Annotated in this window: 10 protein-coding genes; 7 read left to right on the top strand and 3 right to left on the bottom strand. The window is 71.2% G+C overall.

Translation table 11 applies throughout. The features are described from left to right. A partial coding sequence (locus ACZ7CD_RS39985; RefSeq protein ID WP_470381035.1) for a WXG100-like domain-containing protein occupies positions 1-1,833 on the bottom strand: 1,833 nt, incomplete at its 3' end. A gap of 195 nt (positions 1,834-2,028) precedes the next feature. After that, positions 2,029-4,266 (bottom strand): ATP-binding protein, encoded by a 2,238-nt coding sequence (locus ACZ7CD_RS39980; protein WP_470381034.1) that lies wholly within the window; start codon positions 4,264-4,266, stop codon positions 2,029-2,031. A gap of 213 nt (positions 4,267-4,479) precedes the next feature. Between ACZ7CD_RS39980 and ACZ7CD_RS39975 the strand changes: the two genes are divergently transcribed. From ACZ7CD_RS39975 to ACZ7CD_RS39965, 3 genes are all read left to right on the top strand, one after another. Beyond that, positions 4,480-5,277 carry a DUF2625 family protein gene (locus ACZ7CD_RS39975; RefSeq protein WP_470381033.1) on the top strand — a complete coding sequence of 266 codons (798 nt, stop codon included), beginning with the start codon at positions 4,480-4,482 and terminating at the stop codon, positions 5,275-5,277. 130 nt (positions 5,278-5,407) lie between these two features. Then, entirely contained in the window at positions 5,408-7,699 is a 2,292-nt protein-coding gene (locus tag ACZ7CD_RS39970; protein WP_470381032.1) for a helix-turn-helix domain-containing protein, read from the top strand. Between the two features lie 64 nt (positions 7,700-7,763). Then, positions 7,764-10,022, top strand: a complete 2,259-nt coding sequence (locus ACZ7CD_RS39965; RefSeq protein ID WP_470381031.1) for an ATP-binding protein — start codon at positions 7,764-7,766, stop codon at positions 10,020-10,022. Here ACZ7CD_RS39965 and ACZ7CD_RS39960 read toward each other — a convergent pair. After that, positions 10,011-10,931: a LysR family transcriptional regulator gene (locus ACZ7CD_RS39960; protein ID WP_470381030.1), complete on the bottom strand. Its 921-nt coding sequence runs from the start codon at positions 10,929-10,931 to the stop codon at positions 10,011-10,013. The two genes, ACZ7CD_RS39965 and ACZ7CD_RS39960, sit on opposite strands and share 12 nt — an antisense overlap. A 110-nt stretch (positions 10,932-11,041) precedes the next feature. On the opposite strand from ACZ7CD_RS39960, the gene ACZ7CD_RS39955 reads away from it, so the two are divergent. The 4 genes from ACZ7CD_RS39955 to ACZ7CD_RS39940 all read left to right on the top strand — a co-directional run bounded on the left by ACZ7CD_RS39955 (position 11,042) and on the right by ACZ7CD_RS39940 (position 15,250). After that, complete coding sequence (locus tag ACZ7CD_RS39955) at positions 11,042-11,743, top strand: phosphotransferase (RefSeq protein ID WP_360388194.1); 702 nt, start codon at positions 11,042-11,044, stop codon at positions 11,741-11,743. A gap of 191 nt (positions 11,744-11,934) precedes the next feature. Then, entirely contained in the window at positions 11,935-13,332 is a 1,398-nt protein-coding gene (locus ACZ7CD_RS39950) for a family 43 glycosylhydrolase (protein ID WP_470381029.1), read from the top strand. 17 nt (positions 13,333-13,349) lie between these two features. Then, positions 13,350-14,801 carry a glycoside hydrolase family 43 protein gene (locus tag ACZ7CD_RS39945; RefSeq protein ID WP_470381028.1) on the top strand — a complete coding sequence of 484 codons (1,452 nt, stop codon included), beginning with the start codon at positions 13,350-13,352 and terminating at the stop codon, positions 14,799-14,801. Positions 14,802-14,884: 83 nt separating this feature from the next. Next, the gene (locus ACZ7CD_RS39940) at positions 14,885-15,250 is read left to right on the top strand and encodes a hypothetical protein (protein ID WP_470381027.1); all 366 of its coding nucleotides are present in this window, start codon (positions 14,885-14,887) and stop codon (positions 15,248-15,250) included. The last annotated feature ends 218 nt before the right edge of the window (positions 15,251-15,468 follow it).

Raw genomic sequence — 15,468 nt, 5'->3', positions numbered from 1 at the left:
CTGCGAGCCCGGCGACTGCGAGCCCGGCGACTGCGAGCCCGGCGACTGCGAGCCCGGCGACTGCGAGCCCGGCGACTGCGAGCCCGGCGACTGCGAGCCCGGCGACTGCGCACCCGGCGACTGCGCACCCGGCGACTGCGCACCCGGCGACTGCGCACCCGGCGACTGCGCACCCGAGTCAGGGCGCGTGGCCGCGCCCGTTGCCGGGGGTGCTTCCACTACGGGTGGCACGGAAGGCGTCGGGTGGCCACCCGGAACCTGCTGGCTACCCGGAACCTGCTGGCTACCCGGAACCTGCTGGCTACCCGGAACCTGCTGGCTACCCGACCCGCCGGCGTTTCCGGCCGGGCCGCCACCCGGCACCGCGCCGGGAACGGCACCGCCGGGCACACCGGCGCCCGCTTCCGGCCGTCCGCCCGTGCCCTGACCGGAGTTCGCGCCTTGGCCGGAATTCGTGCCCTGACCGGAGTTCGCACCTTGCCCGGAGTTCGCGCCCTGACCGGGATTTGAACCCTGACCGGGACTCGCGCCGCCGACGACGACCCCCACACCCGACGGCGGACCAGCCGCGCCCTCGGCCTGCGGACCCACGCCGTCCTTCTGACCGCCGGAATCCGCACCGTCTCGACCGGCACCACCAGGCACCCCACCACCGGGCACCCCAGAACCAGGCACGCCAGCACCGGGCACACCCCCAGCGGGCACACCCCCAGCGGGCACACCCCCAGCGGGCACACCCCCAGGCACCCCACCGCCCCCAACGGCAGCGTCGGCCCCATCGCCCCCGGCCGAGCCCCCCTCGCCGCCCGCCGCCTCAGAACCGTTCCCCCCGGAACCATTCTCGCCAGAACCATTCCCCGCAGACCCGTTCCCCCCGGAACCATTCCCCGCAGAACCGTTCCCCCCAGGACCGCCCGCACCAGGAACATCCGGCGCATCCGGCCGACCGATCTCCCCGATCGGAGGCGACTTGATGTACCCGGTCTCCCGAAGGTGGTCCTCGATAGCATTGCCCGCGTCGTCGGCCTTCTTCTGCGTGCCACCGCTGAACATGCCGCCGACAGCACCGGTCCACAGGTCGTCCATGCTGCCGCCGAGGATGCCCGCGGCGGCGGCGCCGACCACGACGTCGGCGGTGGCCTCGCTGGTGCCGTGGAACAGCACGTTGTCCTCGACCTTGGGCTTCCACGCCCGCATGCCGGTGTGCATGCCGCCCGCGATGACCCCGGCGCCGAGGCCGGCGACGCCGCCGACGATGGTGCTCTGGACATCCCACTCGAAGCGGTTGCCCTCCGCGAACTGCGCGATCTGGGCGATGGCGTCCTGGAAGATCTCGTCGATGCCCTCCTCGATGCCTTCCATGATCAACCGGATCGCCCAGTGCAGCTGCGCGCTGATCTGCTGGATGGCGGTCCTGGCCGCGGTGATGAAGGCGGGCACCAGGGGTGCGGTGAACGGGCTCGCGAGCGCCCAGAGGATCGAGGCCGCGAAGAACGCGATCTCGATGAGCATCGTGTAGATGGACTGCTCGACGCTCAGCGCGAGTTTCAGCAGGCTGGTCGACTGGTTGTTGGCGAGCTGGACGATGCTCGGGACCGCGTTGATGACGCTGGTCACGCGGTCGCGGAACGCGCGGCCCACGCGGCCGCCGATGGCGTTCTCGACGTTGCTGACCAGGTCGAGGACGCCGTTCGCCATCTCGCCGAGGGTGCGGCCGCTCTCAACCCAGTTCTGCGCTAGGGCACGGGTGGCCGCCACGTCGATCCTCGGGGCCTGCTGGCCCGCCACCAGGATCCACAGCCAGTCGAACGTCGGATCGAACTTGATGTCCATTCAGTCCACTCCGAACTGCCGCTCAGCTCGCCTGCCGCGACGGCTCCTCTCTGGCCATCGAGTGCGCGGTGCGAACTCGATCGGACCGCGATCGTTCCGCAATCCAGCCACTCCGCAGGGGCAGGATCAACACGAACGGCCCAACCGGGAACCACAAAGGAAGTCTTTCCTGCCTCAACGCACCCCGGACCGGGGTCAGTGGGCGGGGATGCGGGCGAGCTCGACCTCGACCTCGGCCCGCTGCTCCGGCAGCGACAGCTCGTCGAAGGTGGCCAGCGCGCACCGGAACAGGGAGTCCGCGACCTGGTGCTCACCCGAGTCGAGGCGGCAGCGGCCCTCCCGGAACGCGGCCCGCGCCGAGTGCACGGAGGCACCCACCTTCTCGAAGAGGCCGCGCGCCTCGGCGAACATCGGCGCCGCCCGGCCGCACTGCCCCACCGCGTGCAGGCCCCGGGCCACACCCTCGATGCACATCGCCAGCAACCTCGTGCGGGACAACGCCAGCTCACCGTTCTGGTTGTGCCGCAGTGCTTCCTGCAGCAGCTCCTCCAGCACCGCGAGCGCTTCGCGCGGCCTGTTGTCGAGCAGCAGCAACACGCCGAACTGGTAGCGCACGGTCATCCGCACCGTCCAGAACCCGAACGGGGCGGACAGCTCGACGGCCTGCCGCGCGTGCTCCAGGCTGTTCTGGCGGTCGCCCAGCATGAACTCCTGCGCGGTGACGTGCGCCAGCGCCCACACCCGCTCCAACCGGTCACCGGCCTCGTCTGCGCAGCGCAGGGCGATCTTGTGCTGTTCCACCGCGCCCGCGCAGTCCTGCGCGGTCACCAGGGCCCACCCGAGCAGGTTGCGCTGCTGTGCCTCCGCGGTCACGTCGCGCAGCGTGCGCGCCGCGTCGACCCCGGCGCCGAAGACCTCGACCCAGTCGACGCCGTGCCGGTCGTCGTCGGCGTACCAGTGCATCGCCCGCGCGAGCTCCACGACCTCGCGGTGCCGCCCGGTCCGCGCCGCCTCCCGGAACGCGGCCAGCCAGCTCGACCGCTCCTGCTCCAGCCACGACCGCGCCTCGTCCAGCGAACCGAACACGGCGTTCGCGGGTTCCTCCGGCGAGAACCTCTCCCCCGCCGCCGTCGCCATGCCCAGCAGGTGCTCCAGCACCGCCTCCGTCGTCAGCGAGCGGTCGGCCTCGTCGTCCTCGGCCTCCCAGCGCTCACGGGCGAACAACCGCAGCAGGTCGTGGAACCGGAACCGGCCCTCCGCCGGACCCGCCTGCACCATGCTCGCGTCCACCAGCTCGTCGAGCTGGCCGAACGCCTCCGACTCCGTCACACCCCCGGCCACCTGCGTCAGCTCCACACCGAAGTCCGCACCCGGCACCGCCGCCAGCCGCCGGAACAACATCCGGCCCTGCGGCGACAAGCCCCGGTACGACACCTCGAACGCCGACCGCACCTGCAGGTCCCCCGCGGACAGCGACGTCAGCCTCGTGCGCTCGTCCCGCAGCTGGTCCACCAGGTACCGCAACGACCAGTGCGGCCTGCTCGCCAGCCGGTTGCCCGCGATCCGCAACGCCAGCGGCAGGTTCCCGCACAGCTCGATCAACCCGGCCACCGCGTCCGGCTCGGCCCGCACCCGGCGCTCACCGACGACGGCCTGCAGCAACGCCTCCGCGTCCTCGTCGTCGAACGGGTCGAGGTGCAGCCACCGCACCCCTTCCAGGCCGGCCAGCATGCGGCGGCACGTCACGAGCGTCCGGCAGCCGGGAGAGGTCGTGAGGAACGGCCGGACCTGCGCCTCCGAGGCGGCGTTGTCCAGCAGCACCAGCACCTTCCGCTGCTGCAGCACCGCGCGGTACTGGCCCGACTGCTCGCTCACGGCGCTGGGCACGTCGCTCGGCGCCACGCCCAGCGCCCGCAGCAACCGGTCGAACACGACCTGCACGGGGAGCGGTTGCTCGTCGACCCCGCGCAGGTCGACCGCCAGGCACCCGTCCGGGAACTCGTCGCGCATCCAGTGCGCCGCCGACGCCGCCAGCACCGTCTTGCCCACGCCGGGCTGACCGACCATCGCCACCGACGGACTCGTGCGGATGCACTCCTGCAACCGGGACAGCTCCCGCCCCCTTCCCACCCGGTCCACGGGCAGGGGCGGCAGCTCGGCGACACCGGAGACCGACACCGGAGACCGCCGCCTGCGTCCGTGCTCCGCGACCCGCAGGAACTCCTCCCGCTGCACGGCGCCCAGCTCGAAGGCGTCCGCCAGCACCTCGGCCGACCGCCGCTGCGCCGCACGAGCCCGGCCCTGCTCCAGCTCCCGCAACGCACGCACACTGATACCCGACCGCTCCGCCAGACCCAGCTGACTCAGCCCAGCGGCACGCCGGTATCCCAGCAACAGCTCTCCGAACGTCGACCAGCACTCCGACTCGTCCACTAGACCAATGTACCTGATAATAGGAATTAGCGGTCACGCCGTGAAGGAATGACGAAAAGCGGACGTACTCGGTACGGGATGCTCCGGTGCGAACGAGCAGGATGCGCGGTCCACCAGGGCGGATTCCGCCGACGTGCTTGCACCGCACCTCACCGGCGCACTAGGCCGGAAAGCGCACCACCGCCGCGCCGGAGCCGAGAACGGGAAGAACCAGTGACGAACGCCGAAGAGCTCGCCGACGTGCAGGACGCCGTGTGGGAGTGGCTGGCCGCCGACCTGAACTGCAGCCTGGCCCGGTCCACGGTGCTCCGGCCCGATCCGGGCGCGTGCCGTGCGGCGCTGCGGCGGTTGCGGCTCAGCGCGGAGTCGCGACTGGGCGCGATCGTCCTCAACACCGGCGGCATCCTGCTGCACGAGAGCTGGGTGCGGGTCTACGGCGGGTCGGGCGGTGGACCGGAGGGCATGCCCGGCATCGCCGAGGTGAACGGCGTGCACCGGCCGGCCGCACCGGACGGCTTCCACCGGCCGGCCGAGGTGGACCGGCGGCCGGCGGCCGGGCTGGTGGTCGCGCACGACGCGCTGGGGGGCGTGTTCGTGCTCAACGGCCCCGAGCCCCGCTCGCACGGCAGACCGGGCCGCCCGGACGACGTGATCTACTTCAGCCCCGCCACCCTCGCGTGGCAGATCACGGGACTGGACCACGACCGCTGGCTGGACTGGCTCGTGAACGGCGGCGCGGCCGGGCACTACCGCGAGGTGCTGTGGCCGACGTGGCGGGACGACACCGCCGGGCTGGGTCCGCGGCAGGGCATGTCCGTGCACCCGGCTCCCTGGTCGGCGGAGGCCGAGGACGGCTTCACCCCGCCGGTCCGCAGGCCGGCGCCCCTGCAGGAGGTCCTCGACGGACACGTGGCGGCCTGCGTCCGGCTCGGCCGCCCCCACCCCGGTGCACTGGGGACCGTCGAACCGCGAACGCCGCGCCGGCGCCGCACTGTCCAATCCGGACGGTGAGGCGAACGCACCCCCGGCACTCCGCGCGCGAGGGTGACGTGGTTTCCTCCCGCTGAGGACATCATCGGTACAGACGGACACATCACCCTGCCCCTTTGCACCTCACGGGTGGCGGGGTTGAATGGTCCGCGTGACAGAGCTGCGCGATGAACCACCCGGTCCGTCCTTCGGCCACTGTCTGCTGAGGTACCGGACCTCGGCGGGCCTGTCGCAAAGGGAGCTGGCGCTCGCCTCCGGGTTGAGCGTGCGCGCGCTGCGCGAGCTGGAGCACGGACGGGCCGCGGCCGCTCAGGAGAAGTCCACCGAGCTGCTGGCGACCGCGCTGGGGCTGACCGGCGACGAACGCGAGTCGTTCCTCCTGCTGGCCAGGGAGGGCAGGCGCAGGTCCAGCGCGTCCGGCACCAGGACGATGCTGTACGGCTTGCCCGCCGTGCCCGCCCTGGTCGGCAGGGACGACGAGCTCGGCCGGCTGTCCCGCGCCGCGCGGGCAGGGGGCACCACGGTCGTGGCCGGGCCTCCCGGTGTCGGGAAGACCTCGCTCGCCGTGACCGCCGCGGACCGTCTGAAGGGGCACTTCCCGGACGGCTGCCTCGCGATCGACCTGCGCGGTGTGGACGACCAGCCCGTCCAGCCCGGGTTCGCGCTGGAGCGGATGCTCACCGCGCTCGGCGTGCCCGCCGGCCGCGTCCCTCCCGGGGAAGCCGCACGGAGCTCGCTCTTCCGCACGCTGATGCGGGACCGCCGCACCCTGGTCCTGCTGGACAACGCCGCCGACGAGGCGCAGGTGCTGCCGTTGCTGGCCGGTGCCAACCACAGCTTCACGATCATCACGTGCCGGCGTTCGCTCCCGGACCTGGACCTCGCGGACCTGGACCCGGTGCAGCGCCTGGTGCTCGACGTGCTGCCCGAGCAGGGCGCCGTCGACCTCCTGACCACGATCGTCGGCGAGGACGTCGTGCTGGCCGATCCCGCCGCCGCCAGGGAGGTGGTGGACCTGTGCGGCAACCTCCCGCTGGCCGTGCGGATCGTCGGCAACCGGCTGGCGACCCGCCGGCACTGGTCGCTGTCCTACCTGGCCGGACAGCTCCGCGACGAACACCGGCGGCTCGACTCGCTCGCGGCGGGCGACCTGCGGCTCAGGCCCGCCTTCGAGCTGTCGCTGCGCAGGCTCAGCCCCGCGGCGCAGGAGGTGTTCCGCAGGCTCGCCCTCATCCCGGGAGCCCACTTCAGCGAGGAGCTCGCGGCGGTCGTCACCGGGGTGTCCGCGCAGGAGGTCGAGGCACAGCTGGACGAACTGGTCGAGGCATCGCTGCTCACCGTGACGGCCGCGCGGATGCGGTTGCAGTTCCACGACCTCGTCCGGTTGTTCGCCGGGGAACGCCTGGCAGCGCAGGAACCGGAGGACGTCAGGGACCGGCTGCAGGACGCCCTTCTGACCCACGTGCTGCGGAAGACCACCGCCGCCGCCCGGCTGTTCCTCGCCACGGTGGCGGACGTGCCGCCGGACAGCCCGTTCGGGTCCCAGGAGGAGGCGAGGGAGTGGCTGGAGCAGGAGTCCACCAACTGGCTCCTGGTGCTGCACCGGGCGACGGAGGCCCACCGGTACCGCGAGGTGGTCGACTGCACCTGGTCGTTGTACAACTACGCGCACGGGCGTTACGCGGGGCATGACTGGACCGACGTGTTCGAGCTCGGTGTACGCGCTGCGAGGCAATTGGGAGACCAGAAGGCGGAGGCCGACCTGCTCACCCAGTGGGGAGCAGCGTTCCAGTGGGGCCACGGCGACAGCGAACGCGCTCTGAGCACCATGTTCGAGGCGCTGACCCTCGCCGAGGAGATCGGCCACCACCAGGGCGCCATGGTCGCGCACTCGGCGCTGGGGTGGCCGCTGGTGTTCGCGGGAAGGCCCGAGGAGGCGCTGCGGCACGCCGAACTCGCTTTCGAGATGTCGGAGCCGTACGACTTCTTCGAGACCCGGTTCTGGATGCAGCTCGGGTGTGGTGGTCTGCGGCTTGCGACCGGCCACTTCGCCGAGGCCCTCGCCGTTCTCGCCCCACTGCTCGTGGAGGCCTCCGAACGGATCGGTGAGACGAACCAGGAGGTGGCCGGGAAGACGGTGGTGCTGGTGCGGATGAACATCGGCGACTGCCTCGCCGGCCTGGGTCGCTGGGCCGAGGCCGCCGAGCACTACCACGAGGTCGTCAGACTGCTCGGGACGGACCGACCCACCTACCGCAGCCGGGTGGAGCTGCTCGTGTGCGAGGGCACGGCGTGGCGCCAGGCGGGCGACTTCAAGCGCGCACGCGAGTGCCTCACGCGCGCACTCGACCTCTGCGACGACCCCGCCGACCGCGGTGACCGCGCGCCGGTGGAGGCCGAGCTGGCCCTGTTGCCGGTGGCGGAGACCGCCACGCCCGGATGACGTTCTCCCGAACCTCATCCCCGTTCCACATCAGTCGGCCATTCAAGGCAGGGAGAGTGAGGCCATGAGTGCCACCCACACCTCGGCGTCCGAGTCGCCGTTCGGTGAGGTCCTGCTGAGCCTCCGGACGGCGGCGGGACTGACGCAGGCAGGCTTGGCCCTCGCCTCCGGGATGAGCGTCCGTGCGTTGCGCGAGCTGGAACGCGGCCGGGCGAGTGCGCCGCAGGAGCGCTCGACGGAGCTGCTCGCCGACGCGCTGGGACTCGCGGGGGGTGCCAGGGACTCCTTCCTCTCCCTGGCGAGGCAGGGGCGTCGCCGCTCGGCCGGGGCCGCGAAGAACGCGGCGTTGCGCAGCCTGCCGGCGGTGCCCGGCCTGGTCGGACGGCAGCAGGAGCTCCTGCGGCTGTCCCGCGAGGCCGAAGCCGGTGGCGTCGTCGTGATCGCGGGACCACCGGGGGTCGGGAAGACGTCGCTGGCGGTGGCGGCGGCGGAGGACCTGCTCTCCTCCTTCCCCGACGGCTGCCTCGCGCTGGACCTGCGCGGCGTCGACGACCGGCCGCTCAGCCCCGCCGCGGCGCTGGAACAGATGCTGGCCTCGCTGGACGTGCCGCCGTGGCGGATGCCCGCGACGCTCGACGAGCGCAGTTCGTTGTTCCGCAAGGTGTTGCGCGACCGGCGGGTGCTCGTGCTGCTGGACAACGCCTCCGACGAGAGCCAGGTCAGGCCGTTGCTGACGATGAGCGAGGGGTGCCTGACGGTCGTGACCTGCCGGCGCGTGCTCGCGGGGCTGGAGTCGGCGCGCTGGGTGCTGCTGGACACGCTGACGCAGGACGGTGCCGTGGAGCTGGTCGCGGCCGTCGCCGGCGAGCAGGTGGTGCGCGAGGAACCCGAGGCCGTGCGGGAGCTGGTGGCGCTGTGCGGGAACCTGCCGCTGGCGGTGCGGATGGTGTGCACCCGTCTCGCTGCCGGGCGCGACGGGCGATCGGTCGCCGCGCTGGCGGGTGAGCTGCGGGACGAGCGGAGGCTGCTGGACTCGCTCTCGATGGGCGACGAGGACCTGCGGACGGCGTTCTCGACGTCGTACCAGGCGTTGTCGCCGCGGGCCCGGTCGGTGTTCCGCCGGCTGGCCGCCGTTCCCGGCGTGCACTTCGACGACGATCTCGCCGCTGTGGCGACCGGTGTGCCGGTGGCCGAGGTCGGTCTGGTGCTGGACGAGCTCGTCGAGATGTCCCTGCTGACGATCACGACCGAGTCGGTGCGCTTCCAGTTCCACGACCTGATCCGCATCTTCGCGCGCGAACGCCGGCTTGCGGAAGAGCCGCAGGACGTGCGCGACGAGCTGCGCGACGCCTTCGCCACGCACGTCCTGGACCTGGCGTCCGCGGCGGGCGGGCTGTTCTTCCCGGACGTGCGGGAGGTGCCGCGGGACTGCCCGTTCCGCTCGTACGAGGAAGCGGCCGAGTGGCTCGACCGGGAGGCCTCGAACTGGTTGGCGGTGCACCAGGAGACCGCGGCACTCGGCCGGCACCGCCAGGTGCTCGACTTCGCGGATGCGATCCACTGCTACGCCATCGGCCGCGAGCAGAAGCACCGCTGGAACGAGGTCTTCGAGCTCGGCCTGAAGGCCGCCAGGGCACTGCGCGACCGGCGCGGTGAGGCCGAGATGCTGAACCTGCTCGGCGCGACGCAGCACCGCTGCACCGACGAACAGGAGCTCGCGCTCGCAACGCTGCGGGAAGCGATGGCGATTGCGGAGGAGATCGGACACCGCCGGATCGTCATGTCCGCCAACTTGTCCACCGGGCTGGTGCTCGCACACCTCGGCAAGTTCGCGGAAGGGCTCGAACACATCACCTTCGCCTATGAGGGGTCCGGGGAGTTCGACTACTTCCAGCACCGGGTCTGGACGTCCCTCGGCCTGGGCGTCTGCCTGCTGGCAGCAGGCAGGTTCGCCGACGCGTTGGAGCGGTTCGCGTCCACACTCGACCAGTCGAAGCAGAACCGCGACCAGACCAACCAGGAGACGCTGGACCGGATGTTGGCGTTGCTGCTGACGCTCATGGGCGACTGCCTGTCGGCGTTGGGTCGCTGGAAGGAAGCGGCGGAGAGCTACCACGACGCGAGGACGACGATCGGTGAGCTCCAGATGAGCTACCGCACCGAGGGGGAGCTGGCGCTCAACGAAGGCGTCGCGCGGCGCCGCACGGGTGAGGTCGAGCAGGCTCGGGCCTGCCTGACGTTCGCGCTCGGCAAGCTCGACACCCTCGGCAACCGCGGGCAGCGGGAAATGGCGGAGGCGGAGCTCGCGCTGCTACCCGGTTGATGTCCGGTCGGGAGCAGGCAACCACTGGCGCCGCGGGTCGAACGGGCGGTGGCGGGCCCGCACGTGGTCGGCGAGCAGCGGCAGTGCCGGGTGGCGGTTCGCCTGGTGCCACAGCAGCGACCAGGGGTAGACCGGCGTGGGATCGACCACGGTGAGCTGGACGACGTCCCGGTGCACGGGGAACTGCCTGGTGTTGCCGAACGTGATGAGCTCGGCCGAGGCCCCGATCTCGTCCATCACGTGCTCGCCGCCGAACACCGGGCCCGAGCTGTCGATCCGCACGCCGAACTCGGCGCTGAGGAAGCGGTAGTACTCCGCCCACTCGCTGTCGCCGGTGTTGCCGGGCATCCACGCCGTCAAGCCCGCCAGCTCCGCCATCGGCACGCGCCTGCGCCGGGCGAGGCGGTGCCGGCGGCCGACCAGCACGGGAATCGGTTCCAGGCAGGCGGGGACGCACTCGATCCCCGCGGGAAGGGGTCCGGTGACGCGGCCGAACGCCGCGTCGACCGAGCCGTCGGCGAGTGCCGCGTGCCGGGAGACGGCTCCGCGCGAGATGACGACGTCGACCTCCACGTCGCCGGCCTCGTAGAAGGAGCGGACCAGGTCGATCGGCGCGGCGACGCGGGCGAGCACGTCGATGCGCAGCGGGCGGCGGCGGGCGTGGAGCATCGCGGTCGCCTGGTCGGCCAGGCCGATCAACGCCCTGGCGTGCGGGAGGAAGGCCGCACCGTCCTCGGTGGGACCGGCACCGGTGCGGGACCGGGTGAGGAGGACGACGTCCAGGTCGGACTCCAGCCTGGCGATCCGCTTGGACACGGCCTGCTGGCTCAGGCCCAGGTGGTCGGCCGCCTCGGTGAAGTGCCCGGTGTCGACGACGGCGAGGAAGGCCCGGACGGCACCGAGGTCCATCGACAACTCCTGGTTGTTGTTCGTCGGCGTGTCGGTTGTTGGACACCACCGCGCGGAACTTGATCTGCTCAGCGACGTCGAGTCTGCCAACAACCACCAGGAGTTCAAAGTTGTCTTCCGTCGAGATCCCGCTGACCGGTGGCATGATCACGCAGGGCGTGGTCCGGGTGGGGGACACGGTGCGGCGCCCGGTCGGGCCGCATTCGCCGTTCGTGCACCGGCTGCTGCGACACCTGGAGGACGTGGGGTGCGAGGCCGCGCCGAGGCTGCTGGGCATCGACGACAGGGGGCGCGAGGTCCTCAGCTTCCAGCGGGGTGAGGTGGTGACCGAGTTCCGGGCCCGCGACTGGTCGTCCGCCCAGGTGACCGCCGCGGCCCGGCTGTTGCGCCGACTGCACGACGCGACCGCGGGAGCGCCGCTCGCGGGTGCCGAGGAGACGGTGTGCCACAACGACTTCTCGCCGCTCAACGTCGCCTTCTCGCGCGGTCTTCCCGTGTCCGCCTTCGACTTCGACCAGGCGGCCCCCGGTCCCCGCGTCCACGACGTCGCCTACGCCGCGTGGTTGTGGCTGCTCGGTCCCGAGATCACCCACCCGCTCGACCACCAGCTGGGTCTCCTGCGCACCTTCCTCGACGCGTACGGCCTGGCCGAGGACCAGCGCCGGGGTTTCGGCGGGCGCATCGTCGCGAGGGTCGAGGCCGAACGCGACTTCCACGCACGCGCCGGACGCGTCCTGGGCCCCGGGACGTGGCTGCACGACGAGATCGCCTGGTTGACCGAGCACATCGCTGTCGTCGATGCGGCGTGTTGACCGTTCGACACCTCATCGACACGATCCGTTGACGCCCGAGTTGCCGTCGTGCTCTCATTTAGCTCGACCGAAGGATGTTAACGCTAACACTCATTCGAAACCGCACAGCAGCTCGCCGAATGAGCCGCACAATCGAATGTTGTTAGCGCTAACTCGACGATTCGCCCCGTTCGACGATGATCGGAGCCGTCATGAACCGAGGGACCCGCCTGCTCACGGCGTCCTCTCTCATCGTCGCATCGACCCTCGTCCTGCCCGCAACGCCGGCGTCCGCGGCCACCCTGCCCGTCGGCGCGCGGTCGCTGGAGGCGGTGAGCCACCCCGGCCGGTTCCTGCGCCACGCCGACTTCCTGGGCCGCCTCGACGCCGTGACCTCGGCCAGTTCCGCCCAGGTCCGGTCGGACGCCACGGTCACCGTGGTCAACGGGCTGGCGTCACCGTCGTGCTACTCGTTGCAGGCCGCCAACGGGATGTTCCTGCGCCACCGCGACCTGCGGGTGCGCCTGGAGGCCAACGACGGCACACCCACCTTCCGCGGGGACGCGACGTTCTGCCCCGCCGACGGCTCGGTGACCGGTTCGGTGTCGCTGGTGTCGTTCAACTACCCCGACCGGCGGTTGCGGCACAAGAACTTCGAGCTGTGGGTGGAGTCCTACCAGGACACGGACAGGTTCCGCGCCGACAGCTCCTTCAAGGTCACGGCACCGTGGCAGCCGAAGACCGCCAAGGGCCCGGTGATACCCGGCCTGTTCGCCGACCCGCACATCACCCACCTCAACGGCCGCTTCTACCTGTACCCGACGACCGACGGGTACGCGAGCTGGTCCTCCCCGTACTACAAGGCGTTCTCGTCGACCGACCTGGTGAACTGGACCGACCACGGCGTGGTCCTGGACCACGGACCGGACGTCTCCTGGGCCGACAACTCGGCGTGGGCGCCCGCGGTCGTCACCAAGAACGGCCGGTACTACCTGTACTTCAGCGGTGGCGCGGCCACCGGTGACACGCGCAAGCACCTCGGCGTGGCCGTGTCCGACTCCCCCACCGGCCCGTTCCGCGACGCGCTCGGCCAGCCACTGGTCCGGGCCGGCACCCACCCCGGTCAGGCCATCGACCCGATGGTGTTCACCGACGACAACGGGCAGTCCTACCTGTACTGGGGCAACGGTGCCGCGCACGTCGTGCCGTTGAACGCCGACATGGTCTCCTTCGACCCGGCGGCGGTGCGCACCATCACCACGCCGGGGTTCCGCGAGGCGTCGTTCGTGCTGAAGCGCAACGGCACCTACTACTTCATGTGGTCCGAGAACGACACCCGTGACGAGAACTACCGGGTGGCCTACGCGACCGGTCCCTCGCCGCTCGGGCCGTGGACCGCACGTGGTGTCGTGCTCCAGAAACGCCTGGAGCTCGGCATCAAGGGCACCGGCCACCACTCGGTGGTCCAGGTACCGGGCACCGACACCTGGTACGCCGCCTACCACCGGTTCGCCGTACCCGGTGGCAACGGCACCAACCGCGAGGTCGCCGTCGACCGCATGACGTTCAACGCCGACGGCACCATCGCCCCGATCGTCCCCACCCTCTGACCGGAGGAGAACAAACCGTGCAACGAACTACGTCGCGCGCCGCCGCGGCCTTGGTCGCGGCGCTGCTGGTGCTCACCGCACAGGTCCTCGTCGCCGTGGACCGGGCATCGGCCGCCGACCCGTTCACCGGCTACCTGATGGCGCACTTCACCGGTGAGTCCGCGAGCGGGGAGCAGCTCTACCTCGCGCACAGCAAGGACGGCCTGCACTGGACCGACCTCAACGACGGCGCACCGGCGCTCCTGTCCACCGTGGGCACGAAGGGCGTGCGCGACCCCGCGATCGTCCGCTCCCCCGACGGCAGCCGCTACTGGATCATCGCGACGGACCTGCGCATCGCGAGCGGCACCTCGTGGGACGACGCGGCCAACCGCGGCAGCAAGTCGCTGGTCGTGTGGGAGTCCACCGACCTGGTGAACTGGTCGGCGCCGCGGTTGCTCGACGTGGCCGGCGCGATCCCCGGCGCGGGTGACGCGTGGGCGCCCGAGGCGATCTTCGACCCCGCCTCCGGCGACTACGTCATCTACTGGGCGACGAACGCGACCCTCAACGGCGTCAAGAAGCACCGCATCTACTACACGCGGACCCGCGACTTCCGCACGGTCAGCGCGCCGGCCGTGTACATCGACCGCAGCGGCAACCAGGGCGTCATCGACACCCAGATCGTCGAGTCGCCGACCAGCACCGGCGGGTTCCGCTACTACCGCGCCTCCGCGGACGGTCACATCACCATCGAGGGCAGCAACTCGGTCCTGGGAACGTGGACGCGGATCGGCGACCTGTCGCACATGGGCGTCTCCAACGGCGCCACCGGCGGCAACGTCGTCGAGGGACCGATGTGGATGCCGTTCAACAACCGCAACGAGTGGGCGCTGTGGCTCGACCAGTTCGCCACCGGCCGCGGGTACATGCCGATCGCGTCCACCAACCTCGGCAGCACGCGGAACTTCCGCACCGTGTCGGACTACTCGCTCGGCGGCACCCGCAAGCGCCACGGCGGGATCATGGGCCTGACCGCCGCGGAGGAGAGCCGCGTGCTGGCCAAGTACGGCACGAGCCGGCCGGTGAACCGCCTGCAGTCGTTCAACTTCCAGGACCGCTACGTCCGGCACGCCGACTTCGACGTGCGCATCGACGCCAACGTCAGCCCGGCGCAGGACGCCCAGTTCCGGATCATGCCGGGCCTGGCCGACCCCTCCGCCGTGTCGTTCCAGTCGGTCAACTACCCCGGCTACTACCTGCGGCACGTGAACTACGACTTCGTGCTCGCGCCGCTGGACGGCACCACCCAGTTCGCGGCGGACGCCACCTTCCGCCAGGTCGCCGGGCTGGCCTCGTCGTCGTGGAGCTCGTTCCAGTCCTACAACCACCCCGACCGCTACATCCGGCACTACGCCTACCTCCTGAAGCTGGAACAGATCACCACCGCCACGGCGCGCAGCGATGCCACGTTCCGCCTGACCGGCTGACCACACCACAGCTCGGGAGGGGTGGGTGCCGGGTGGCGGCCACCCCTCCCGTCCCACCCGACCCATCCCGGCAAGAAGGGCACATGCGCGCACTCACCTCCCGGCTCGCGGCACTGGTCGCGGCCGTTGCCCTGTGCCTGGGCTCCCACTCCCTCGCCGCACCGCAGCGCGCCGTCGCCGCCGCCGAGCCCGGCTACCTGATGGTGCACTTCACCGGTGACTCCGCGATCGACCAGCAGCTCCACCTCGCGCACAGCAGCGACGGCCTGCACTGGACCAACCTCAACGGCGGCGCACCGGCGCTGCGCTCCACGATCGGCACGAAGGGCATGCGCGACCCCGCGCTGGTGCGCTCGTCCGACGGCAGCCGGTACTGGATCGTCGCAACGGACCTGTGCATCCGCTGCGGCTCCACGTACACCAACGGCAGCCCCAGCCTGGCAGTGTGAGGGTCAGGGGTTCGAGTCCCCTCAGCTCCACAATTGGATACAGCATAAGAATCGCCCGCTGACCTGCGTAAGCAGGTTCAGCGGGCGATCTTGCTTTTCCGTCCCAAGTGGACGGTTGTATGCCTAAGAGGTCCTAACAGAATGATCAACGTGGTGGCGTGCAGCATGTCGGATGTGGATCATGTTTGACCGTGAGGAGGGGTCAGTCGCCGCCGTGG

Source organism: Lentzea sp. NPDC036949, from assembly GCF_055608075.1.
The sequence above is the reverse complement of the archived record's forward strand: the minus strand, read 5'-3'. Positions and strand labels throughout refer to the sequence as shown.